Below are 21,269 nucleotides of genomic sequence, written 5' to 3'. Positions count from 1 at the left end.
CGTCACCCGGTTCCGGCCCCGCCTTCGGCCCCGCCTTCGGCCCCGCCTTCGGCCCCGCCTTCGGCCCCGCCCTCGGCCCCGGCCCCGCCCTCGGCCCCGGCCCCGCCCTCGGCCCCGGCCCCGGCCCCGGCCCCGGCCCCGGTTCCGGTTCCGGTTCCGGTTCCGGTTCCGGCCCGGCCCGGCCCGGCCCGGCCCCGGCCCCGGCCCCGGCCCCGGCCCCGGCCCCGGCCCCGGCCCCGGCCCCGGCCCCGGCCCCGGTTCCGGTTCCGGTTCCGGCCCGGCCCCGGCCCCGGCCCCGGTTCCGGTTCCGGCCCGGCCCCGGCCCCGGCCCCGGTTCCGGTTCCGGTTCCGGCCCGGCCCGGCCCGGCCCCGGCCCCGGTTCCGGGCTCCGGTTCCGGCCCGGCCCGGCCCGGCCCCGGCCCCGGTTCCGGGCTCCGGTTCCGGCCCCGGTTCCGGGCCCCGTAGAACGGGTTCAACGCCATCCCCGAGATCGCCAGAAGAACCGATGCCACCGCGCCGGCGATCCAGCGGCGCGGCGCCAGCCACACGGTCAGCGCCGTGGCCCCGGTCGCGACAAGCACGCTCACCAGGTTCCACAGCTTCGCCGGCTCGTCCTGCTCCGCCACGAAAACGCCGAGAAGCCCAAACGCCCCCATAGCCGCGGTGACAACCGCCGGCGTCCGCGACCGCCGACCGGCCTCCGGAGAGGGCCCGGGCTCGGCGGCCCTTTCGGCAACCGCACCTCGACCTGCCATGTATGAATCCATGCCCGGCGATCGAGGTCATCAAGGCCCACGGTCGTTGAACCGACAGGCGCCGCCGCTGTCATGGTCGTTCATCGCCATCCTCGACCACGTGGAGCCGGATCGTCGCTCCGCTCTTCTTCCTGGCCTTCGTCCGTGTCGGTCTTCTTCCTGGCCCTCGCCCGCGTCTACCTCCTCCATGGCTTCCCCGCCCGCGTCGGCCGGAAGGCGCCGCACGGTGGCGAAACGATCGACTCGAGCATGTTGGTGGAGATGGACGACCGTCCAGCCGGTACCTCCGTGACGACACCGCGGCATCCGGCACCTTGCCGCGTTGATCCGGCATCCGGCGTTTCGCCGCGCCGGCCCGGCATCCGGCGCGTTATCGCGTTGATCCGGCGGACGCGGCTTCGGTAGGTTCCGGGCATGCGGATGGGTGATCTCGCGGGCGCGATGGTGCGGCTGCGGCCGGCGATCCGGGACGACATCGCGGTGCTCGCCCGGATCCGGGCGGAGCCCGAGGTGTACCAGCGGTGGGGCGGCGACGAAGACCTGACCGCCACCGTCGCCGAGGGCCTCGCCGATCCCGATACGCGAGTGCTCGTCATCCTGCACGAGGACCGCGTCGTCGGCGCCATCCAATGGAGCGAGGAGGCGGACCCCGACTACCGGCACGCCGGCATCGACATCTACCTCAGCCCGGAGGTGCACGGCCTCGGGCTGGGCACCGACGCCGTCCGTACCGTCGCCCGGCATCTCATCGACGACCTCGGCCACCACCGCCTGGTGATCGATCCCGCCGCCGACAACCACGCGGCGATCCGCTGCTACGCCAAGGTCGGCTTCCGCCCGGTCGGCGTCATGCGCCGATACGAGCGAGGCCCGGACGGCACCTGGCACGACGGCCTCCTGATGGACCTCCTCGCCGGCGAGATGACGTGACCAGCCGCTGTCTGAGCCCGAACCACCGATGATGATCTCCTCGGAGCCCCAGGGATGAGGAAGCTCTCCTGGCAGGTGAGATCACGCTCTGCCGCGCCGGTGACGGCCGTGACGGTCAATGATCCGCATCCGGTGTCGTCGGCCGGTCCCGCGCTGGTGATGCGGTTTGCCGAGCAGGCCGCTTCCACATGGATTCCGCAACACGATCGGGGCGACCTTCCCGGCCGGTTCGTGCCCTTGCTGGTCGGCAGGCTCAACCCGATCAGCGACAGCGCCGTGCCTTCGAGGCTCGGCTCCTTCCGCCGCACTTTCACCCATGGGCACGTGCGACAGTCGCGGGACGCCGCTGGCGACACCCTGATCGGCCTGGCCGAGAGGACGCCGTCGGCGTTCTGATCTTCTGCGAATCTCGACTCGATGCCGCATGGGGTCTGCGGCAAGCAGAGGCATCGGGTTCGGCCTCATCACGATTCCGGCGGCTTCTGCACCTGGTTCCCGGCCGTCGTCGTCCGCGCGGTTGTCCGGGTCTGGTTGCGTGACCGTCATGTCCGCGCGGTTGTTTCGGGCCTGGTTGCGTGGTCCCCGTTGTTCGCGCGGTTGTCCGCGCGGTTGTCCGCGCGGTTGTCCGATCCATTGGCCAAGCCCCGTGCGCCTGATCCACGGGACCGTCGCCCACCCGGGGAAGATGGCCGTCGAGCCGTCGAGCCGTCGAGCCGTCGAGCCGTCGAGCCGCCGAGCCGCCGAGCCTGGAGGTGAGGCTGTTGGGGCGGGATCGGATTCGACGCGGCCGGTTTCCTGACGCGCCTTCCCCGAACCGAATCGTGGCAGGTGAGCTGCGGACCAGGTTCGAGTCATGGCCAGATACCGGTGCATCCAGCCGCTGCGGACCGGATCCGTGATGGGGTGGTTCACAGCGTGATTTCGCCTGCCCGCATGTTCCGCGGCCGTCTTCCTGCTGAACCTCATCATCCCCGGACAAATCTCGCTTGCCCATCATGGTGATTCGGTCGGACGTGGCTGTCGGCGCGGTCATATTCAGCAGAGCTACGACGAATCTTGACAACCGTGTAGTGCAAAGTAACCGAGACCTTCCAGAACGTGCTGACATGCCGTTACAAAGCAATGGGGCGCCAGGTTGGCATGATCGACTTCTTACACTTCTGATCCGGGGTTCGGGAGAATTCTCGTATGAGGCAGTCGTCGTTGTTCAGCAGGGCAGAAATCGCCGGTATGCGCGATCACTCCGCGTCGCGGAACTATTCCGCCACCCGCGACGAATTTCGCCGTGAACATGAGCGGCACCGCGCATGGGGTCTTCGGCGCCGCCATGCCGAAAAGCTGAGCCGTGCCCGCCATAGTGACCGCATCACACCGACAAGGCCTGCCCCCAGCGTCGTTCCGGTCTGTCCGGCGGCACCTACTTCCCGGCCGGGAGTCGGCGCCCCGCGGCGCGTCGCCCCGTTGGCCGCGGAGGGATTGGAGGCGTCTGCTGTCCCGTCGGTCGCGGTCGCCGTGGAGGCGTCTGCTGGTCCGCTGGTCGTGGAGGGCTCGGAGGTATCCGTTGTCCCGCTGGTCGTGGAGGGCTCGGAGGTATCCGTTGTCCCGCTGGTCGTGGAGGGCTCGGAGGTATCCGTTGTCCCGCTGGTCGTGGAGGGCTCGGAGGTGTCCGCTGTCCCGCTGGCGGAGGAGACCTCGGAAGTGGCAACCGGTCCTCGGGCAACATCCACTCCAGAGGTTGTGCTGTCCCGGCGAGCCGCGCCGGTACCGATGCCATCGGTTGCTTCGGGAGTGCCCGCTGCCTCGGCGGCTGTAGTGGTTCCGTGTGCGTCTGCAGTCTCGGCAGCTGTGCCGATCCTGCAAGTGTTGGCTGCTCCAGTGGCTGAGGCCCTCCCGGAGATGTCGGCCGGCCCGGCCGGTGGGGTAGGTCCGGAAATGTCACCCATCCGGGCAGCGGTGGCGGTCCTCGAAGTGTCAGCTGCTGCGGGAGTCGAGGTGGTCCTAAGAATGTCAGCTTCTCCCAGAATTTCCGCCGTTTCTAAAGGCGTAAACGGCCTGCCATTTCAGGGGCTCCGGAGCGGTGGCCATTACGACGGTTGTGGCGGTTCCACGATTTGTGGTGGCCCTGCAAACTGTCAGTCGTTCCTCGAGGACTGGCCTTCGTGCTTCTACTTCGAATCCCTTTACGAAGAATGGTGCGGAGCGCAGCCGAAGGGGCCACGGCGGCGAGGACCGAGTGGAGATGGTTTGCGAACGAGTCGAGATGGTTTGCGACGGAGGGGCGCGGTTGACGCCGGGCTGGGGTGCGCGTTGCCGGGCGGAATCCGCAACCGGATCCGAGGATGACGTCAGTGTAGGGAGTGGCGGCGTGAAGAGGGCAGCCAAGGCTTCTACGGAGGGTGGCGGTGGAGGTGGAGGGTGATGGCCATCGGCAGTGTGGAGGCTGATGGTGGCAACGGCGGCGGCAAGGACGGCGGCGGCAACGATGGCGGCGGCAGCGACGGCAACACGGCGACGGCGACGGCGATCAAGGGGAGGTGGGAGCGCGGGTGCCCGGGTGGATGGTGGAGTCTGTGTGACGAGTTTCTGGCGGAGTGGCCTGTGTTGATGGGGGTCGCTAGCGTTCTTGATCATGTGGAATCGTGCTGCTGCGGTGGCCTGTGTTTTTCTTCTTGGCGGCTGTACCGGGTCGACCGGCGCGGGCAGGGCGGCGGAGGAGTCGCCGGCGGAGCGGTCGATTCAGGCCCGCTGGTGGGAGTGGGCGGCCGCCGAGTCCGAGGAGACCAATCCTGTTGCCGACGAGACCGGTGAGCACTGCGCCCGTAATCAGCCTGGGGACGTGTGGTTCCTCGCCGGGACGTTCGGTGGCCGGGTCGAGCGGCGGTGCACGGTTCCGCTCGGGGTTCCGGTGGTCGTGCCGGCGGTCAACCTTGTCGCCACCGAAGCGTGGGACTGTTTCGCCTTCATGACAGAGGCCTCGGGCGTGGTCGAGCTCGACGGCGCTGAAGTGCCGCTGGAGCGTTTCGACGAGGAGCCGATCACCTTCGTCGCCGGAGTGGGTAACCCGGTGACCGGTGTGGGCGGCAGCACCGAGGGTGCGGGGTGCGGGCTCTGGGCCCGGATCGATCCGCTCGGCGCCGGTGAGCACCGGGTCTCCATCCATGGGACGTCGGGGAGTCTCGAGGTGGAGGCGGAATACACGCTGACGGTGGCCGCATCGTCCGGGTCCGCGGCCTAGGGTCGCCCAGGCGGCCCGGGGATTGCAGGTCGGGCGGTGTGGGAGCGCCGGGTGGTCCGGGGGTGTAGGTCGGGCGGTGGGTAGGCGGCCTCGCGCCCCGTGGCCCGGGGATTGCAGGTCGGGCGGTGTGGGAGCGCCGGGTGGTCCGGGGGTGTAGGTCGGGCGGTGGGTAGGCGGCCTCGCGCCCCGTGGCCCGGGGATTGCAGGTCGGGCGGTGTGGGAGCGCCGGGTGGTCCGGGGGTGTAGGTCGGGCGGTGGGTAGGCGGCCTCGCGCCCCGTGGCCCGGGGATTGCAGGTCGGGCGGTGTGGGAGCGCCGGGTGGTCCGGGGGTGTAGGTCGGGCGGTGGGTAGGCGGCCTCGCGCCCCGTGGCCCGGGGATTGCAGGTCGGGCGGTGTGGGAGCGCCGGGTGGTCCGGGGGTGTAGGTCGGGCGGTGGGTAGGCGGCCTCGCGCCCCGTGGCCCGGGGATTGCAGGTCGGGCGGTGTGGGAGCGCCGGGTGGTCCGGGGGTGTAGGTCGGGCGGTGTGGGAGCGGCCCCGCGCACCGCGGATTGTGGGTTGAGCGGTGTGGGAGCGCCGGGTGGCTCGGAGGAGTGCAGGTCTAGCGGTATAGGAGCGCCGCGCGGCCCGGGGAAGGGCAGGCCGCGCGGCGGGGGTGGGGCCGGGAGTCAGCGGGCCGTGCAGGTGGTTGTGGTGGACGGGGCGGTGCCGGTGCCCTGGAAGCCGAACTCGGTGGTGCCGCCGGCGGCGACCGTGCCGTTGTAGCCGACGTTCGTGAAGGAGACCGCGCCGCTGGTGCCGGAGGCGGTGGCGCTCCACGTGTTGGTCACGGCGCTGCCGGTGGGCAGGGTGAGGCCGGCGGTCCAGCCGGTCAGGGCGGCCGCGCCGGCGGTCACCTTGACGGTGGCCACGAAACCGCCGGTCCACGCGTTCACCGTGACGGTCGCGGTGCAGGAGCGGGTGCCGGAGGACTGGCTGGCCGACGGGGACGGGGACGCCGACGACGAGGATGCCGACGGGGACGGCGAAGTTGTCGAGCCGCCGAGGGCGGTCAGGGCCGCGGTGTACGCCTGCTTCGGGTTGCCGTTGGCGTCGAACAGCAGCGGGGTGCCGCTGGCCCGCCACGAGTCGCTGTCGCGGATGCCCCACACGGTGATGCCGTTGCACCGGGTCACCGCGAGGCACGCCTTGACGGCCGTGGAATACGAGTTGGCCTGTGCCGTGCCGGAGCCTTCGATGTCCAGTTCGGTGATCTGCACGTCGACGCCGAGGTTCGCGAAGCGCTGGAGGTTGGACTGGTAGTCCGACGGCAGCGGGGAGGCCGAGTTGAAGTGGGACTGGAAGCCGACGCAGTCGATCGGTACGCCGCGGGCCTTGAAGTCGACGACCATGTTGTAGACGGCGGTGCTCTTCGCGTTGACGCCGTCGGTGTTGTAGTCGTTGTAGCAGAGTTTGGCGGCCGGGTCGGCGGCCCGCGCGGTGCGGAACGCCACCTCGATCCAGTCGTCGCCGGTGCGCTGGAGGTTGGAGTCGCGGCGGGCGCCGGTGGAGCCGTCGGCGAAGGCCTCGTTCACCACGTCCCAGGAGTCGATCTTTCCCTTGTAGTGGGTGGCGACCTGGGTGACGTGGTTGACCATGGCGTTGCGCAGCGTGGTGCCGCTGAGGCTCTGCGCCCAGGACGGCTGCTGCGAGTGCCAGGCCAGGGCGTGCCCGCGGATCTTCTGCCCGTTGGTGATCGCCCGGTTCACGATGGTGTCGGCCGAGGTGTAGCTGAAGGTGCCCTGGGTGGGCTCGGTGGCGTCCCACTTCATCTCGTTCTCCGGGGTCACCGAGTTGAACTCCCGGTTCAGGATTCCGGAGTAGACCGAGTCGGACAGTTTGTAGGCGGCGACCGCGGTGCCGAAGTAGCGGCCCTGTGCGGCGGCGGCCGATCCGAGGGTGCTGGCGGCGTCGGCCGAGGGGGACAGGACGGTGAGCGCGCCGGCGGTCAGGGCGCCGGTGGCCAGGACGGTGAGGATCGCGCGGGATCGTCTCATGGGGAACTCCAGTCGGGGATCTGGAAGGCATCGACGGGGATCGACGCCACCCCGGAACGCTACCGACATGTTCCGGAAACCTCAACCGGTTCAGTCGATGAATCACCAGGCAGTCGAGCCCGAAACTTTCGGAAGATCACTCGGAGGAGAGCAGGGCCGAAGCGACCGCCTGGGCCGCCGCCGCGGCGTCCTCGCCAGTGGCGTGCACGACGACCGTGGTGCCCGTGTCCGCGCCCAGCGACATCAGCCGCAGGGCGCTGCGGGCGCTCGCGGACCGCTCGCCCACCCGTACCTCGATCTGGGCTTGAAAGGATGCCGCGGCCCGGACCACCGCGCCCGCCGGGCGGGCGTGCAACGCGGCCGGAAGGACCACCGGGATCTCAGAGCTTGGGGACATCGCGGGCCTCCCGGGCGGCGTCGGCGACCGTCGCGAGATCGGCGCCGGTCGAGGCGAGGACCGCGGCGGCCACCGCGCCCTCGACGAACGGGGCGTCGACGAGCAGCGGGCCGTCCGGCAGCTCGGCCAGCACGGCACGGGTGGTCAGGACGGCGCTGCCCAGATCGGCGAGGATCAGCACCCCGGCTCCGGCCTCGGCGCGGGCGATCGCCGCCTCGATCTTCTCGGCGCTGGTTCCCAGGCCGCCGTCGCCGGTGCCGCCGGCCGGCTCCACGCGGACGTCCGCGCCGGCCACCTGGGTGAGCAGATCGCGGACGCCGGACGCCAGCGACGAACTGTGTGAGACGAGCACGATCCCCACGTACGCCATGGATCCCGATGGTAGTCACCGAAAGCCTTGGCCGAATCGCTCAGCGCGACCATGCTGTGGGGAGCGAGGCGCGACCCCGAGGCGCGACCATGCTGTGCGGAGCGAGGCAAAGGAGCCGGCCGTGAAGAAATTCATCAACGATCCCGCCGACGTCGTCGCCGAGGCGCTCGCCGGCCTCGCCGCCGCCCACCCCGAGTTGCGTGTGGACGTGACCGGGCAGTACGTGGCCCGGGCCGGCGCGCCCCGCCCCGGCAAGGTGGCGCTGGTGTCCGGCGGCGGTTCCGGGCACGAACCGCTGCACGGCGGTTTCGTGGGGCCGGGGATGCTCGACGCCGCCTGCCCCGGCGAGGTCTTCACCTCCCCGGTTCCCGACCAGATCGTGGCCGCCACCAAGGCCGTCGACGGCGGCGCCGGGGTGGTCCACATCGTGAAGAACTACACCGGTGACGTGATGAACTTCCAGCTCGCCGCGGAACTCGCCGCCGACGAGGGGATCACCGTCGAGACCGTGCTGGTCGACGACGACGTGGCGGTGGAGAACTCGACGTGGACGGCCGGCCGCCGCGGCACCGGCGCCACCCTGCTGGTCGAGAAGATCGCCGGGGCGCTCGCCGAGGAGGGCGCCAAGCTGGGCGAGGTGGCCGCCGCCGGCCGCGAGGTCAACGCCGCCTCGGCGTCCTTCGCCTACGCGCTGACCGCCTGCACCACGCCCGCCGCCGGACGGCCCGGCTTCGACCTGCCGGACGACGAGATCGAGGCCGGCGTCGGCATCCACGGCGAGCCCGGGCGCCGGCGCGAGAAGCTGCGCCCGGCCCGCGAGCTGGTCCGGTCCGCTCTCGACGCGATCCTCGAAGCCAAACCACTGAACCCCGGCGATCGTACGCTCGTGCTGGTCAACGGCCTGGGCGCGACACCGTTGCTGGAGCAGTACCTGGTCTTCGGCGAGGTCGCCACGGTGCTCGCCGAACGGGGCGTCCAGATCAGCCGCCGCCTGGTCGGCAACTACGTGACGAGCCTCGACATGGCCGGCCTGTCGATCACCGTGGCCCGGCTGACCGACGAGATGATCCGGCTGTGGGACGCCCCGGTCCGTACGCCCGGGCTGCGCTGGGGAGTCTGACATGGACGCCACCCACCTGGACGTGGCCCTGGCCGTCGCCTGGCTGCGCGCGGCCGCCGCGTCGGTGACCGCCGAGACCGACCAGCTCACCCGCCTGGACGCGGCGATCGGCGACGGCGACCACGGGGTGAACCTGGCCCGCGGCTTCACGGCCGTGGCCGCCACCCTGGACGGCGCCGGGTTCGCCGCGGTCGGCGACGTCTTCGTCCGGGCCGGCGCGACCCTGATCTCCAAGGTCGGCGGCGCGTCCGGCCCGCTGTACGGCACCGCCTTCCGGGCCGTCGGCAAGGCGCTGCCGCCCGGCGCCGCGTCGGCCGACCTCGCCGACCTGGCCGCCGCCCTGCACGCCGGGTTGGACGCGGTCCGCAAGCTGGGCGGGGCCGAACCGGGGGACAAGACGATCGTGGACGCCTTCCGCCCGGCGCTGGACGCCTTCGAGGAGGCGGTGGCCGGTGGTGCGGCCCTGCCCGAGGTGGCGGCGTCGGCGGCCCGGGCGGCCGGGGAGGGGGCCCGCGCCACGGTGCCGCTGACGGCCCGCAAGGGCCGGGCGTCCTACCTGGGCGAGCGCAGCGCCGGTCACCAGGATCCGGGAGCGACCTCCACCTGGCTGATCTTCCAGGCCCTGGCGGACGTGACCGCGCCCTGAGATCCCATCGGCCCCACCTGTCAATCGGGTGGAGTTGACACCGATGTGGGCTTTTCGGCTCCAGACTACGGAGGTGGGGCTGAGTGGGATCTTCGAGGACCGGTCGCTGCGCGCCAAGATCGGCACGGCGGTGATGATCGCGACGCTGAGTGGCATGCTGGTCGGCGGTCTGGCCGTGATGACGATTCACAATCTGAACGAGGACGGCGCCGCGGCGCAACGGAAGTCCCTGGCCCTCGCCACGGCGATCAACTCGTACAGCACGAACATCGAGTTGATCAGCGGGAACGTCTCGGCGCTCCAGCTCTACCCCCACCTCGCCGAGCGGATCTCGGGGGACATAGCGGCGAACCGGCAGGCGATCGATGCCGCCGTCGACGATCTCAACACCCTCCTGCCCGGCGACGAGGCGGTCGCCAAGGCCGAGAGCGACTGGGCGGAGTTCCTGGCCCTCATCAGCGCGGACCGCAGCACCGCGTCGGCTGCGCAACGCGCCGCGGCGCTCCAGAAGTACGACGAGCTGCACACCGCGCTCGGTGTCGACCAGGACGCCCTCCAGCAGCGAGGGGTGGAGCTGGCGGAGCAGAGCATCAGCGACGCGAACTCCGACGGCAAGCGGGCCGCGTGGACGGTCGGCATCGTGCTCGCGCTCGGTGTCCTGCTCAGTCTTCTCGTCGGATTCCGGGTCGCGGCCCGGGTGAGCAAGACCGTACAGGCCGTCTCCCGGCTGGCGGACAAGCTGGCCGAGGGCGACCTCACCGGCACCTCCGGCGTGCGCAGTGGGGACGAGATCGGGCAGATGGCCTCGTCGCTGGACGAGGCCGTGGGCCGGCTCCGCGCCGACCTCGTGCAGCTGGCCGGGAGCGCGACCACCCTCCAGGGCGCGGCCGACCGGCTCAGCTCGGTCTCCGGGGCGGTCAACGCGGCCGCCAGCGAGGCATCCAACCAGGCCGGCACGGTCGCCGCCGCGGCCGACACGGTGTCGCACAACCTCCAGGTCGTCTCGGCCGGCTCCCTGGAGATGGGTTCGGCGATCCGCGACATCAGCGTCTCCACCTCGGAGGCGACCGAGGTGGCCGCGCAGGCGGTCCGGGTCGCCTCGGAGACCAACGCGATCGTGGCCCGGCTCGGCGCGTCGTCCGAGGAGATCGCCACCGTGGTCAAGGTGATCACCAGCATCGCCGAGCAGACCAACCTGCTGGCGCTGAACGCGACCATCGAGGCGGCCCGGGCCGGTGAGGTGGGCAAGGGCTTCGCGGTGGTGGCGGGCGAGGTGAAGGACCTGGCCCAGGAGACGGCCAAGGCGACCGAGGACATCTCCCAGCGGGTGCAGGCCATCCAGGCCGACACCAGCGGGGCGGTCACCGCGATCGGCGAGATCTCCGAGATCATCGAGCGGATCAACAGCATCCAGCTGACCATCGCCTCGGCGGTCGAGGAGCAGACCGCCACCACCCAGGAGATGAACCGGACCCTCTCCGAGGCGGCCACCGGCGCCGGCGACATCGCCCAGACCATCGGTACGGTCTCCGACGCGACCCGCCGCACCACCGCCACCGTGGGCGAGACCCGGACCGCGGCCGACGACCTGACCAGCACGGCGGCCCAGTTGCAGACCGTGGTCTCGCGTTTCCGCTACTGACATCTGGTGCGCGCCCGCGTCAGCTGACACTGTGGAGGGCATGTACCCGCCCGAGCCCTGGCATCTGCGTGGTCAGATGTATCTGTCGGTCTTCCTGCTGCCCGCGGCACAGGCGCCGGCGCTGCCCCCGGTCCTGGGCGCCGCAGTGCGCCCGCTCACGGTCGGCGGCCGGGTCGCGGTCGGCGCCGCCTGGGTGTCGTACGAGCCGGGCGGCGTCCTGCACTACCGGGAGCTGCTCAGTGCCGTCCTGGTGCGCGAGGGCGGCCGCCCCCGGGTGAGCATCACCGACATCTGGGTGGACAGCGTCGCCTCCCGGGAGGGCGGCCGCCGGCTCTGGGGCATCCCCAAGGAGCTGGCCGAGTTCACCCTCGACGCGGAGAGCGACCCGCTGGTCGACGCCACGATCACCGAGCCCGGGGCGGGTGGCCCGTTCTGTTCGGCGCTGGTCCGGCTCAAACGGCGGATGCCGGGCCGGTTCCCGCTCGGGTTCACGGTGGCGCAGGCGTTCGGCGAGCACGTCAAGCGGACCCCGGTGCGGGGCCGGGCCGGCTTGCGTACGGCGTCGGCGGCCTGGCGTCCCGAACCGGACGGCCCGCTCGGCTACCTGGCCGGGCGGCGGCCGGTGCTGACCCTCGCGATCACCGACTTCTGGCTGGTTTTCGGGCGTTCGGCGGAGGACCGGGCGAAACGCCGCGAGCGTTCGGCGCCCTGACCGGCTCCGGGTACGGTTCGGCGGGACCTTCCGCCGACCGCTACGAGGAGCACGATGAGCCCGGCCGACCACCATCACCACACGCACGGTGACCTCCCCGAGTTCCCCGGCGCCCGGCGGCTCACCCTGCTCGTGCTGATCCCGGCGGTGCTGATCACCCTGGTCGGCATGTTCCTGCTCTGGCCGGGCGACAGCCCGGTGACGGCCGCGGCCGGCGACGGCCCGGTGCAGGTGACCGGTGAGGTGGTGGCGGTCCAGCCGGCCCCGTGCCCGCAGGTGCCGGAGGGCGACCAGCCGCTGGAGAACTGCGGCACCGTGTCAGTCCGGCTCACCAGCGGCGCGGCGTCGGGCACCCAGATCACCACGGACATCCCGAACGGGCCGGGCGCGCCCGAGGTGGCGCCCGGCGACGACGTGGAGCTGCTCCAGCTCAACGCCGAGGGCGAGACGACGTACGCGATCTCCGACCACCAGCGCGGCGTCGCACTGTGGGTGCTCGGCGCGGCGTTCGCGCTGGCGGTCATCGCGTTCGGCCGGTGGCGGGGGGTCACGGCGCTGGCCGGGCTGGGGGTCACCTTCGGCATCCTGGTGTGGTTCATCGTGCCGGCCATCCTGGACGGCCGGTCCCCGGTGCTGGTGGCGGTGGTCGGCGCCGCCGCGATCATGCTGATCGTGCTCTACCTGACGCACGGGCTGTCGATGACCACGACCATCGCGGTGGCCGGCACCCTGGCCAGCCTGGCGATCACCGCGATCCTGGCCGCGATCGCCACCGGGGCGGTGCACCTGACCGGCGTCGCCGACGAGACGTCCAACTTCCTGACCATCACCCAGGGCGACGTGAACATGCGCGGCCTGCTGCTGGCCGGCATCGTGATCGGCTCGCTGGGCGTGCTGGACGACGTGACGGTCACCCAGTCGGCCACGGTCACCGAGCTGGCGACGGCCAATCCGGCGTACGGGTTCCGCCGCCTCTACGGCGCGGCGACCCGGATCGGCCGGGCGCACATCGCCTCGGTGATCAACACGATCGTGCTGGCGTACGCGGGCGCCTCACTGCCGCTGATGCTGCTGTTCGCGGCCGGCGACACCCCGGTCGACGAGCTGCTCACCAGCCAGCTCATCGCGCAGGAGCTGGTCCGCAGCGCGGTCGGCACGATCGGGCTGGTCGCCGCGGTGCCGATCACCACGGCCCTGGCCGCCCTGCTGGCCACCCGGCGGGCCCGGCCGGTGACCCCGCGGCCGAAGCGGGCGGAGCGGCCGGTCGAGGATCCGTGGGCGGCGTTCGCGGACCGCGCGGATTAGTCAGTAGCACTTCTTCCAGACCACCCGGTAGAGCGTGTTGATGGCGGCGTCGGTGGAGTCCATGGACAGGAAGCTGGTGTCCTTCCGGCTGTTCGACGAGCCGCGGTTCACCCGCAATTCCGTGTTGATGTTCAGGTACTTCCGTTCACCGCACGGCAGGTAGTTCAGCGCGGTGATCGCCACCTTGTCGGTGTTCTGCCAGGAGTCCTCCATCGGGCCTTTGAAGTTGTGCTCGCTACGGGCGGTCCGGGATTGGCCCTGGAAGTAGTAGTTGGCCGCCTGCTGGCCGTACGCCCCGGCCCGCAGGCTGGCGTATCCGCGGTAGTCGGCGCTGGCGATCGCGAAGGTGAATCCGCCCGGCACCTTGATGTTCAGCACGAGCTGGCAGTTCTTCCGGAAGTCCAGCGGCGTGGCGGTCGGGCCGACCAGCGCCGTGTAGGTCGAGTAGGTCACCGTGAACGCCGTGTAGTCCGGTGACACCTGGATCTGCGCGGTTCCGGACGGACAGCCCGAACCGTTGGCGGACACCACGTCGATCACCATCATCTTGTCGTTGTCCGGCACGAATCGTGGCTGTGCCTGGGCCGGCGCGGATACCGCGAGTGCCCCCAGAAGCGCGGTTCCGGCCGTTATCGAACGCAACATGACAATCCCCCCGTCGGTTTTTCGCGGATCGGATAATGGCCCACGCTAGCCATGGGGAGAGCCGCCGGGAGTGAGCTGTGGAACGCCCGTACCGGAGTTCGGAGAAGACGGCTGATCGGCCGGACCTGCGCAAACGCCGCCCAGCCCGGTGGGTGATCTGCTAAGAGCCCAGTCGCCGGGCCAGGGCGGTGTGCCGGCGGCCGGCGCCGACCGTGCGCACCGCGGCGGCCAGGGCCCGCCGGGAGCCGACCAGCACCACCAGCCGCTTGGCCCGGGTGATCGCGGTGTAGAGCAGGTTGCGCTGCAACATCATCCAGGCGCTGGTGGTCAGCGGGATCACCACGGCCGGGTACTCCGAGCCCTGCGAACGGTGGATCGTGATGGCGTACGCGTGGGCCAGCTCGTCCAGCTCGTCGAAGTCGTAGTCGATCAGCTCGTCCTCGTCCGTCCGCACGCTCAGGGTCTGTTCCTCGGGCGACAGTGCGGTGACGACGCCCACCGTGCCGTTGAAGACTCCCGCGACCCCTTTGTCGTAGTTGTTGCGGATCTGCGTGACCTTGTCGCCGACCCGGAACACCCGCCCGCCCACCCGCCGCTCCGGCAGCCCCTCCCGGGCCGGGGTGAGCTGCTGCTGGAGCAGCGTGTTGAGCGCGCCCGCGCCGGCCGGGCCGCGATGCATCGGGGTGAGGATCTGCACGTCCCGGCGCGGGTCGAGGCCGAATTTGCGGGGGATCCGGGTGCAGGCCACGTCCACGGTGAGCCCGGCGGTGGCCTCGGTGTCGTCGCACGGGAAGAGGAAGAAGTCGCGCATCCCGTCGAACACCGGCGGCCGTCCCTTGTTGACCCGGTGCGCGTTGGTGACCACACCGCTCTCGGCGGCCTGCCGGAAGATCTGGGTGAGCCGCACCCGCGGGATCACCTCGGCGGTGAGCAGGTCGCGCAGCACCTCACCGGCGCCCACCGAGGGCAGCTGGTCGACGTCGCCGACCAGCAGCAGGTGCGCGCCCGGCGGGATCGCCTTGACCAGCTTGTTCGCCAGGATCAGGTCCAGCATGGACGCCTCGTCGACGACCACCAGGTCGGCGTCGAGCGGGTTGTCGCGGTCGAAGGTGGCGTCGCCGCCCGGTTGCAGTTTGAGCAGGCGGTGCACGGTGGCGGCCGGATGGCCGGTCAGTTCGGCGAGCCGCTTCGCGGCCCGGCCGGTCGGCGCCACGAGCTGGATCTTCGCCTGCTTGGCCGCGGCGAGTTCGACGATCGATCGTACGGTGAAGCTCTTGCCACACCCGGGCCCGCCGGTCAGGACCGCGACCTTCGACGTGAGAGCGAGCCGGACGGCCTGTTCCTGCTCCGGCGCGAGGCTGTTGGAGGTCCGCTGCCGCAACCAGGCGAGCGCGCGGGCCCAATCCACATCGGCGAAATGTGGCATCCGGTCAGCTTTATCGTGCAAAAGGCGGATGAGGGTCGAGGAGAGGGACTGCTCCGCCCGATGGAACGGCACCAGGTACACGTCGTCGTCCTCGCGCACCACACCCTCCTCCTCGACCAGCTCGTCGAGGCAGGTGGGGATCAGCGAGCCCGGCACGTCGAGGATCTTGGCGGCGTCGGCCATCAGCTCCGGGGCGGGCAGGAAGCAGTGCCCGTTGTCGGTGGCCTGCGACAGCGTGTACTGGAGGCCGGCCTTCACCCGTTCCGGGCTGTCGTGCGGGATGCCGACCGCCTGCGCGATCGTGTCGGCCGTCTTGAAGCCGATGCCCCACACGTCGGCGGCCAGCTTGTACGGCGAGTTCTTCACCACGGAGATGGACGCGTCGCCGTACTTCTTGTAGATCCGCACGGCGATCGAGGTGGACACCCCGACCCCCTGGAGGAAGACCATCACCTCCTTGATCGCCTTCTGCTCGGCCCATGCCGCGGTGATCTTCTTCGTGCGTTTCGGGCCCAGCCCGGCCACCTCGATGAGCCGCTCCGGGGCGGTCTCGATGATCTCCAGGGTGTCGAGTCCGAAGTGGTCCACGATCCGCTCGGCGAACACCGGCCCGATGCCCTTGACCAGGCCGGACCCCAGGTAGCGCCGCAGCCCCTGAATGGTCGCGGGCAGCACCGTGGTGTACGAGACGACCTCGAACTGCCGCCCGTACTGGGGATGCGACGACCACCAGCCGCTCAACCGCAGGCTCTCCCCGGGCTGCGCGCCGAGCAGCGACCCCACCACGGTCAACAGGTCGGTGCTGCTCTTGTGGGCGACCCGGGCCACCGTGTAGCCGGTCTCCTCGTTCACATAGGTCAGCCGCTCCAGGACGGCCTCGAGGACGTGCGGCGGGCGGGTGGACGATTCTGGTGGCACGCGCCCATCGTGCCGGTAGGGGTGGAACGAGTCGAGTCCCGGCCCCTAACGTGATCGGCATGGCGCTCTTCGACCTTCCCCTCTCCCAGTTGCGCGACTATCGCCTCGACCGTCCCGAGCCGTCCGGTTTCGACGAGTTCTGGGACGGCACCCTCGCCACCGCCCGGCGGCTCGCCCTGCCGCCCAAGCTGCACGAGGTCCGGACCCCGCTGAGTGGCATCACGACGTACGACGTCACCTTCACCGGCTATGCGGGCCAGCCGATCCGGGCCTGGCTGAACCGTCCCTCCGGCGTACCCGGGCCGCTGCCGGTGGCGGTCGAGTTCATCGGGTACGGCGGTGGCCGCGGCCTGCCGATCGACTGGCTGACCTGGGCCAGCGCCGGGTACGCCCACCTGGTCATGGACACCCGCGGGCAGGGCGGCTCCTGGCGCGCCGGCGACACCCCCGACCCGGACGAGCACGGCGCCGGCCCGTCCACCCCGGGCTTTGTGACCCGGGGTGTGCTGTCGCCGGAGACGTTCTACTACCGCCGGCTGGTCACCGACGCGGTCCGGGCCGTGGAGACCGCCGCCGAACTGCCCGGTGTCGACGCCTCCCGGCTCGTGGTGACCGGCAAGAGCCAGGGTGGGGCGCTCGCCCTGGCGGCCGGCGGCCTGGCCCCGGACCGGGTCTCGGCCGTGGTGTCCGGCGTGCCGTTCCTCTGCGACATCCGGCGGGCCGTCACGATCACCGACAGCAACCCGTACCACGAGGTGGTCCGGTTCCTGCGGGCCAATCCGACGGCCGCCGAGCGGACCCTGGGCACCCTGGACCACGTCGACGCGGTCCACTTCGCACGCCGGATCACCGCGCCCGCCATCCTGTCGGCGGCGCTGATGGACGACGTGTGCCCGCCGTCCGGGGTGTTCGCGGCCTATCACGCGATCCCCGGCGACAACAAGCACATCGAGGTGTACGAGTGGGACGGCCACGAGGGCGGCCGTAGCTACTTCGACGTCACGGCGCTGGAGTTCGTGGACGATCGCCTGAGCTGAAACCCTATGTAGAGAAACGGCACAGGGTGGGCTACGGTGACGCACATGATCTCGCTGACCCGGTTCACCCGGTGGGCGCTGCGCGCGGCGGCCCGGCGCTGGCCCGCCGGCCTGCGCGAGGAACTGTACCGGGAGTGGGAGGCCGAGCTCGCGTACCTGGAGACGCGGCCCGGCTCCGCCGCCCGGCGCCTCGGGTTCGCGCTCAGCCTGCTCGCCTCCCCACCCGCGAGGGACGCCGCGGGCGTCCCTCGCGGGTGGGCCGAGACCCGGCCGGGGATCGGCCCGGCCGCCGCGCTGTTCCTCGTCGCCCTGATCGGCGCCGGCCTGCCGGGGCTCGTGGGCCAGTTCCTCTACCTGCTGTTCGACTCCCTCGCGATCGATCCGGCCGGGACCGACCGGCTGATCGACGGGGCGGTCCGCGCGCTCTGGTGCCTGCCGATGGCGTGGTGGCTCGGCCGCCGGCTGCCGATGTCCCGCACGGGCCGGTTCGGCACGGCCGGCCCGGCGGTCCTCGCCCCGCTGGCCGTGCTGCCGGCCCTGCTGGCGCCGGCCACGCCGGGGGTGGGGCTCATGGCGCTGTCGCTGACCACCGTGGTGGGCGCGCTGGCCTGGACCGCGCTGACGTCGTTCACCGGCTGGGCCGGGGTCCGCTCCGGCCGGGCCGGAACCCTGGTCCTGATCGCCGGCGTGCCGGTGGCGGCGGTGGCGACGACGGCCCTGTCCACGATCCCGGTGCTGACCCGGTACGGCTGGGACGCGGCCGTCGCGTCGATGCTCATGGGGGACTGGGCGGGGATGTACGAACCCGGCACCGATTGGTTCGTCCTCACCGGCTACACGTTCCCGGTGTACCTGGTCTACGGCTGGTTCGCCGTCCTCTACGGGCTGCGGGCGGCCACCGCGCCCGAGCGCCCGGTCCGGCTCCGCGAACCGGCGGCCGCCGAGGTCCCCGGGCAACGGCCCGACCGGCCGGCGGTGGCGCGGGCGGCCGGTCTCACCGCGGTCGTCGCCGGGGTGCTGGCGTGGGCGTACACGGTCACCTGCCTGAGCCCGGCGATGGACGACTGGTCGGCGGTCGCCCCGATGCCCGGCGGGGACGGCGAGATCTACCTGTGGGTGGCCGAGCTGCGCTGGGCCGCGGTCCTGCTGGCGGCGCTCGGCGCGCTGGTCGCCACCGCGAGCACCCGGGCCGCCGTCGTGCTCGGCGTAGGCCTGCTGGCCGTCGAGTCGGTGCTGCTCAACCTGCCGATGACCGGGGCGGCCGGGTTGCGGGTCGCCCTGCTCGCGGCGGCCGTGGTGATCGCGGTGAGCTGGACGGCCGCCGGCCGTGCCGCGAGCCCGGCGCTGATCCGGCGCCGGACCACCACCGCGGCGATCGTGGCGGCCGCCTGCGGCCCGCTGCTCTTCGCGCAGAGCACCCCGCCGGAGAACCACCCGTTCATGCCGTGGGGGCTGCCCGTCACGACGGTCGGGGTGGCGATCGGGCTCACCCTGCTCGGCACCGTGACGGCGGTCGCCACCAGCCGGCACCGCCCGCACCCGGTGCTGATCGTCCTGCTGACCGGCCTGCCGGTGCTCGGGCTGCTGGTCGCCGGGGCCGGGCTGCGCGGCGGCCTGGCCCTGGAGAACCTCGCCGGGCTCGGCATGCTGTTCGGGTTGCCGATGGCGGTCGTGGTGACCGCCCTGCTGCGGCGGCACCGGCCACGGCGGCGCGGCCGGACCGTGGCGCTGTGGACCGCGCTGACCGCCGGCGCCGTGGTGGCGACCGTTCCGCTGCTGCTGGCGGCGGCCATGATGCTGGCCTTCGTCGCGGAGCTGCTCTTCCAGATCGACGGGACCAGCTACCCGGCGGACGGCGTCTCGGTGCTGCCCGGGGCGCTGGTCCTGCTGCTGCCACTGGCCACGATGCTGGCCGGGAAGGCGGACGGCGCCGTGGCCGAGACCCCGGCGCCGCAACCGGTCAGAGGAACGAGCGGATGACGCTGATCCCCAGGAACAGCACGATGAACGCCAGGTCGATCGAGACGCCACCGGCCCGCAGCGGCGGGATGACCTTGCGAACCGGGGCCAGGATCGGCTCGGTGATCGTGTAGACGACGTCCAGGGCCTTCGACCGGAAGGAGCCCGGCATCGCGGGACCGGCCAGGGTCACGCTCCAGTCCAGGATCACCCGAGCCACCAGCACCAGCTGGACCAGCAGCAGCGCGAAGCTGACCAGACCGAGAAGACCCATCAGAACCTCCGTGTGAGCGAACGTACCACCCCACTATGCGGCGGATTCCTGTGAACTCGCTTGGCGATCGCTGTGACGCGGCCCGCCATGACGACGGGCCGCGTTTCCTCAGCTGTTGAAGTGGTCCGGGTGCGGACCGGTGCGGCCGTCGCACTCCAGCGCGTCGATCGCGTCGATCTCGTCCGCGGTCAGCTCGAAGTCGAAGATCGCCAGGTTCTCCCTGATCCGCGCCGGGGTGACCGACTTCGGGATCACGATCCGGCCCTGCTGCACGTGCCAGCGGAGCACCACCTGCGCCGGGGTGCGGTCGTGGGCGGTGGCGATCCGGGTGATGGCCGGGTCGCCGAGCACCCCGGCCTGCGCCAGCGGGCTCCACGCCTCGGTCGCCACCCCGAGCTCGGCGTTCGCGGCCTGCGCCTCCCGCTGTTGCAGCTGGGGGTGCAGCTCGATCTGGTTCACCGCGGGCACCGTGCCGCCCAGGTCGGCCACGGCCCGCAGATGCTCGGGCAGGAAGTTGGAGACACCGATGGCCCGGACCCGGCCGTCGGCGAGCAGCGTCTCCAGCGCCCGCCAGGTGTCCGGGAACCTCCCCCGCTTCGGGGTGGGCCAGTGGATCAGGTACAGGTCGAGCCGGTCCAGCCCGAGCCGGGCCAGGCTGGCGTCGAAGGCGCGCAGCGTCTCGTCGTACCCCTGATCGGTGTTCCAGACCTTGGTCGTGACGAACAGCTCGTCCCGTGGCACCCCGGCCGCCTTCAGCGCGGCGCCGACGCCGGACTCGTTGTGGTAGATCGCCGCCGTGTCGATGCTGCGGTAGCCGGCCTGCAGCGCCGTGGTGACGGCGGAGGCGGTCTCCGCCTCCGGGATCTGGAAGACGCCGTAGCCGATCTGCGGAATCGTGACGCCGTTGTTGAGCGTGATGACAGGCGTTTGGCCCATGGAGAGTGGTTCCCCTCATTCAGCGGGTGCGGCCACCCGGCGATGGCCGGATGCTTCCCTCATACCCTGAACAGGTTCCCATTCCCCCGTTCCGGCTCGGCCGGCCTCGGTGGTGGACGTCCCGCGTGCGCCACATCCGGCGGCCGGCGGTCGGTCCGGCCAGGCGTCCCTCGCACGGCGATTTCTTCGGTACGGCTACGCGTACCCGCCGGTGAAGTTGCCCGCCCGGCCGTTCCCGTAGGCCCGGCGGCACACTCGTGGCTCCGGGCCGCCGGGTCGGCGTAGACCGGTCGCCGGCGTCTTCCCGATGGTGGCGGCCGGTCCGGCGCGGCCCGGGACGGCAGGCCCCGGTGCGCGATCACCAGCAGCAGGCGTTCCGTCGTACGCGGTGACCTGCCCCGTCCGGTTCGTCGTGCTTCCCCCGTCACCGCACGTGGGTGAGTGTCCGATCGTTCGGCGTATTCCCGGTCGCGGCGGGCGGTCCGGGTCGCCGCCGCTGGTGGCCCGGATGCCCGGGTCGCGGCGCTCACAGGCCGACCAGCCTGCGGGCGGTGACCGCGCCACGGTGACCGCGGGTACGGCGGGTCACCGAGCCGCCCGGGGTACGGATCTCCGGAAGCGGGGAGTCACCGCGGTGCGGCACCACGGCCGCCCGGCCGCGGTACGGGGGAGGAGCGGGGGCCGGCGGGCGCAGGCGCACCGTCGGCCGTACCGCCGGAGGACCGCCACCCGCCGGCCGGGCCGGCGGGGTGACCTGGGACGTGAGGGCCCGGCCGGGAGCCGGCGGCGGTGCCGTCGGCGTGCGGCCTTCGGGGGGCTCGGTCGTGCTCCGGGATCCGGCAACCGGTATCGCCTCGGCTCGAGTCATGGCGCTCATTATTGATGAACGTGCATTTAACGCAAGGCTCCCGGAGTGCCTGTAACGGCA

19 protein-coding genes are annotated in these 21,269 nt (G+C 71.8%); 10 read left to right on the top strand and 9 right to left on the bottom strand.

Annotated features, from left to right (window positions below; translation table 11 throughout):
* Nucleotides 1-2: 2 nt before the first annotated feature.
* Nucleotides 3-626, bottom strand: a complete 624-nt coding sequence (locus BJ964_RS45125) for a hypothetical protein (protein ID WP_188126396.1) — start codon at nt 624-626, stop codon at nt 3-5.
* A 549-nt stretch (nt 627-1,175) separates the two neighbouring features.
* On the opposite strand from BJ964_RS45125, the gene BJ964_RS45120 reads away from it, so the two are divergent.
* The 3 genes from BJ964_RS45120 (at nt 1,176) to BJ964_RS45110 (ending at nt 4,920) form a co-directional block, all read left to right on the top strand.
* The gene (locus BJ964_RS45120; protein WP_188127533.1) at nt 1,176-1,685 is read left to right on the top strand and encodes a GNAT family N-acetyltransferase; all 510 of its coding nucleotides are present in this window, start codon (nt 1,176-1,178) and stop codon (nt 1,683-1,685) included.
* 54 nt (nt 1,686-1,739) lie between these two features.
* Nucleotides 1,740-2,081, top strand: coding sequence for a hypothetical protein (locus BJ964_RS45115; protein WP_188126395.1), 342 nt, complete (start codon nt 1,740-1,742; stop codon nt 2,079-2,081).
* Between the two features lie 2,233 nt (nt 2,082-4,314).
* Complete coding sequence (locus tag BJ964_RS45110; RefSeq protein WP_203832807.1) at nt 4,315-4,920, top strand: hypothetical protein; 606 nt, start codon at nt 4,315-4,317, stop codon at nt 4,918-4,920.
* A gap of 666 nt (nt 4,921-5,586) precedes the next feature.
* Here BJ964_RS45110 and BJ964_RS45105 read toward each other — a convergent pair.
* The 3 genes from BJ964_RS45105 to dhaM all read right to left on the bottom strand — a co-directional run bounded on the left by BJ964_RS45105 (nt 5,587) and on the right by dhaM (nt 7,721).
* Nucleotides 5,587-6,954, bottom strand: a complete 1,368-nt coding sequence (locus BJ964_RS45105) for an endo-1,4-beta-xylanase (RefSeq protein WP_188126394.1) — start codon at nt 6,952-6,954, stop codon at nt 5,587-5,589.
* 136 nt (nt 6,955-7,090) lie between these two features.
* The gene (locus BJ964_RS45100) at nt 7,091-7,351 is read right to left on the bottom strand and encodes an HPr family phosphocarrier protein (RefSeq protein ID WP_188126393.1); all 261 of its coding nucleotides are present in this window, start codon (nt 7,349-7,351) and stop codon (nt 7,091-7,093) included.
* The gene (gene dhaM / locus BJ964_RS45095) at nt 7,335-7,721 is read right to left on the bottom strand and encodes a dihydroxyacetone kinase phosphoryl donor subunit DhaM (protein WP_188126392.1); all 387 of its coding nucleotides are present in this window, start codon (nt 7,719-7,721) and stop codon (nt 7,335-7,337) included. Before dhaM ends, BJ964_RS45100 begins: the two co-directional genes overlap by 17 nt.
* A 121-nt stretch (nt 7,722-7,842) precedes the next feature.
* Between dhaM and dhaK the strand changes: the two genes are divergently transcribed.
* From dhaK to BJ964_RS45070, 5 genes are all read left to right on the top strand, one after another.
* Nucleotides 7,843-8,841 carry a dihydroxyacetone kinase subunit DhaK gene (gene dhaK / locus BJ964_RS45090; RefSeq protein ID WP_188126391.1) on the top strand — a complete coding sequence of 333 codons (999 nt, stop codon included), beginning with the start codon at nt 7,843-7,845 and terminating at the stop codon, nt 8,839-8,841.
* 1 nt (nt 8,842) lies between these two features.
* A complete protein-coding gene (dhaL, locus tag BJ964_RS45085; protein ID WP_188126390.1) occupies nt 8,843-9,487 on the top strand; it encodes a dihydroxyacetone kinase subunit DhaL in 645 nt (214 codons plus the stop codon).
* Nucleotides 9,488-9,560: 73 nt separating this feature from the next.
* Nucleotides 9,561-11,129, top strand: coding sequence for a methyl-accepting chemotaxis protein (locus BJ964_RS45080; protein WP_229807426.1), 1,569 nt, complete (start codon nt 9,561-9,563; stop codon nt 11,127-11,129).
* Between the two features lie 40 nt (nt 11,130-11,169).
* Complete coding sequence (locus BJ964_RS45075; protein ID WP_188126389.1) at nt 11,170-11,841, top strand: acetoacetate decarboxylase family protein; 672 nt, start codon at nt 11,170-11,172, stop codon at nt 11,839-11,841.
* Between the two features lie 54 nt (nt 11,842-11,895).
* Nucleotides 11,896-13,146 (top strand): YibE/F family protein, encoded by a 1,251-nt coding sequence (locus BJ964_RS45070; protein WP_188126388.1) that lies wholly within the window; start codon nt 11,896-11,898, stop codon nt 13,144-13,146.
* On the opposite strand, the gene BJ964_RS45065 is transcribed toward BJ964_RS45070, so the two are convergent.
* Together BJ964_RS45065 and recD2 are read right to left on the bottom strand one after the other, a co-directional pair.
* Nucleotides 13,147-13,791 (bottom strand): DUF4360 domain-containing protein, encoded by a 645-nt coding sequence (locus tag BJ964_RS45065; RefSeq protein ID WP_188126387.1) that lies wholly within the window; start codon nt 13,789-13,791, stop codon nt 13,147-13,149. It abuts the gene before it with no gap.
* A 160-nt stretch (nt 13,792-13,951) separates the two neighbouring features.
* Nucleotides 13,952-16,135: an SF1B family DNA helicase RecD2 gene (recD2, locus tag BJ964_RS45060; RefSeq protein WP_188126386.1), complete on the bottom strand. Its 2,184-nt coding sequence runs from the start codon at nt 16,133-16,135 to the stop codon at nt 13,952-13,954.
* 59 nt (nt 16,136-16,194) lie between these two features.
* Here recD2 and BJ964_RS45055 point away from each other — a divergent pair, with 59 nt between their 5' ends.
* Together BJ964_RS45055 and BJ964_RS45050 are read left to right on the top strand one after the other, a co-directional pair.
* Nucleotides 16,195-17,172 carry an acetylxylan esterase gene (locus tag BJ964_RS45055; RefSeq protein WP_188126385.1) on the top strand — a complete coding sequence of 326 codons (978 nt, stop codon included), beginning with the start codon at nt 16,195-16,197 and terminating at the stop codon, nt 17,170-17,172.
* 45 nt (nt 17,173-17,217) lie between these two features.
* Entirely contained in the window at nt 17,218-19,152 is a 1,935-nt protein-coding gene (locus tag BJ964_RS45050) for a hypothetical protein (protein WP_188126384.1), read from the top strand.
* Here the strand turns inward: BJ964_RS45050 and BJ964_RS45045 are convergent.
* The 3 genes from BJ964_RS45045 to BJ964_RS45035 form a co-directional block, all read right to left on the bottom strand.
* Nucleotides 19,133-19,405 carry a YggT family protein gene (locus BJ964_RS45045; protein WP_188126383.1) on the bottom strand — a complete coding sequence of 91 codons (273 nt, stop codon included), beginning with the start codon at nt 19,403-19,405 and terminating at the stop codon, nt 19,133-19,135. The two genes, BJ964_RS45050 and BJ964_RS45045, sit on opposite strands and share 20 nt — an antisense overlap.
* A gap of 108 nt (nt 19,406-19,513) precedes the next feature.
* A complete protein-coding gene (locus BJ964_RS45040; RefSeq protein WP_188126382.1) occupies nt 19,514-20,341 on the bottom strand; it encodes an aldo/keto reductase in 828 nt (275 codons plus the stop codon).
* A gap of 526 nt (nt 20,342-20,867) precedes the next feature.
* Entirely contained in the window at nt 20,868-21,209 is a 342-nt protein-coding gene (locus BJ964_RS45035; protein ID WP_188126381.1) for a hypothetical protein, read from the bottom strand.
* Nucleotides 21,210-21,269 lie beyond the last annotated feature (60 nt).

The organism is Actinoplanes lobatus (assembly GCF_014205215.1).
GTDB lineage: Bacteria > Actinomycetota > Actinomycetes > Mycobacteriales > Micromonosporaceae > Actinoplanes > Actinoplanes lobatus.
Note: the sequence above shows the minus strand (reverse complement) of the source record. Positions and strands in the feature narration are given on the sequence as shown.